We start from the raw sequence: 2,087 nt of genomic DNA, 5'->3' as shown, positions 1-2,087 counted from the left end.
AAGCCCGATGGACGAATACGAAGTTGAGCATGACTTTCCCCGCATCGGACGGCGGGTGATGCTGTTGAAAGCCTGCATCGTTCGATATGAGAAAGCACACACCAACATCCTGCTGGGCATCGAGGATATTACGGTTCAACGCAATCTGGAACGCGATAAGGATGACCTGTTGCGCCAGAAGGACGTGCTGCTCGACGAACTCCGCCACCGGGTCGCCAATAGTCTGCAAATCATCGCCAGTATCATCATGATGAAGGCAAGATCGGTGGAGTCGGAGGAAACGCGACGTCATCTGCACGACGCGCATATCAGGGTCATTTCGGTTGCGGCCGTGCAGGAGCATCTTCACGCTTCGGCGGGCATCGGCTCCATGGAAATGCAACCCTACCTTACCAAGCTTTGTGAAGCGCTCGCCCACTCGATGATCGGCGAGGATCAGGAAGTTTCGCTGAGGGTGATCGGTCAGGGCGGCAGGGCAACTTGTCGCGACGCCGAGAGCCTCGGATTAATCGTGACCGAGCTTGTGATAAACTCGTTGAAACACGCTTTTAAAGCAAAAACAAAAGACGGACAGATATCCGTCTCCTATGAAGTTTCCGGGACAGACTGGAAACTTTCGGTGGTTGATAACGGGATCGGAAAACCTGATGGCGTCTTTGCCCAGCCCAAATCCGGGCTTGGCACCGGCATTGTCAAGGCGCTTGCCAAGCAACTGGATTCCCAGGTCGTTACTCTGAGTGGACCGGAAGGAACGGCCGTCTCGATTACTCATGCGACCTTTGCAGGCGGTGAGGGGAAGACCCAACCGGCGGCGTAGCGGCACTTGCGTTCAAATGATGATGGCCAGTCGGCCACAGAAATCGCGTTTTCGCGGGAGGAGCGACCCCGGCGCGTGCGCGGCTTCGCGCCGGGGCCATCAGGGGAGCGCGGCTTCAGGGGGCTGGATCAGCGGCACGCTCGGTTATTAGCGCAGCACATCCGATCCTTCCCCGCTGTTCAATATTGCTCAGTTCCGCAGAACGGCCCCGGCCCAGGTTTCAGTCTTCTGACAAAACCTTCCCCTCAAGAATCGTTCGATCAAGAACCCGCCGACAAAGGCACCGGGCAGCACGAAACCAGTCCCCGAACTAAGGCCCGCCTCAGTTGCCCCAATTCGTTAATTTTTTCGTGAACTGTTTATGAAGTGAGCAAAATTGAACACGGGCGGAGGTTCGTTCCGCGGCAAGCTGACTCCATCACCGTCCTGTAACGGCGCATCTACCCGGTGACTGGGAGTGTTGTACTTCCGCCTGAGTCAAGGCGAGCATCATGTCCTTTCATTTCCGACCGCGATGTCCAATCTGCCAATCGGCAACAACACTGGCGGGAGTTACGTCCGGTCGCCTGGGATTTCATATCCGGACCTTCGAGTGCCCACACTGCAGCGACATCCATCAGATTGTCGCCGAACTGGCCGACCCCATCAAATCCCGAAAAGCACAAGGCTGGCTTCGAGGCGAATTGCGAGCGCCAACCTAAGGCCGCCTCAGCTGGCGGCCTATTTCATTGCAGGCGGGACCTGAGATGTCGCCCTGGCGGTACTTGGCAGCGGTCATCGCCGTCCAATATATTTTAACGCGGCTCAAGTCCCGGGTGTTTCAAAAATTAGCGGCAACAAGATCATAAGAGCCCCTGCTTCCGCGAACATAGATCCCGGCCGCGGCGGCACATATCAAATCACGATTACGATCGAACGCGTTCAAAAAGCCCAACTCGTCGGCGCACGAATTTGGTTGAATTCGCCTCAATGCGTCTTCGCTGATAAAAAATGACGCTTCTATTGCGCTGTCGTGTCCCCAAAATCGAACGGCGCGCCGCGTCTGGTCGTATGACCGGCTGTGGTTTGGAAACTCAATCACGAGATTGATGACGTCGTCGCGGGTCCACGACGGTTCTGACCGGCACTGGAATTAGCGAGCCGTCCTGGTTGATGGCGGATTGCAACGTTCGTTTTGCCGCAACGGCGACCTGGCCACCCATGCGCCTTAACGACTTGATGCGTTCGGCCCACTGCCGTTCAATGCGACGATGGAAGCTCAACGGATATA

The 2,087-nt window shown here is 56.3% G+C and carries 3 protein-coding genes; 1 reads left to right on the top strand and 2 read right to left on the bottom strand.

Going from position 1 to position 2,087, the window contains the following annotated elements; all coding sequences use genetic code 11:
* Positions 1–817 (top strand): sensor histidine kinase (locus VN887_11380; protein ID HXT40607.1); only part of this gene is annotated, 817 nt, incomplete at its 5' end.
* 820 nt (positions 818–1,637) lie between these two features.
* Here VN887_11380 and VN887_11375 read toward each other — a convergent pair.
* Together VN887_11375 and VN887_11370 are read right to left on the bottom strand one after the other, a co-directional pair.
* A complete protein-coding gene (locus VN887_11375) occupies positions 1,638–1,898 on the bottom strand; it encodes a DUF1488 domain-containing protein (protein ID HXT40606.1) in 261 nt (86 codons plus the stop codon).
* A partial coding sequence (locus tag VN887_11370) for a hypothetical protein (protein HXT40605.1) occupies positions 1,891–2,087 on the bottom strand: 197 nt, incomplete at its 5' end. The genes VN887_11370 and VN887_11375, both read right to left, overlap by 8 nt.

The organism is Candidatus Angelobacter sp. (genome assembly GCA_035607015.1).
In the GTDB taxonomy this organism is placed as follows: Bacteria; Verrucomicrobiota; Verrucomicrobiia; order Limisphaerales; family AV2; genus AV2.
This window is presented reverse-complemented; position numbering and strand designations above follow the sequence as displayed.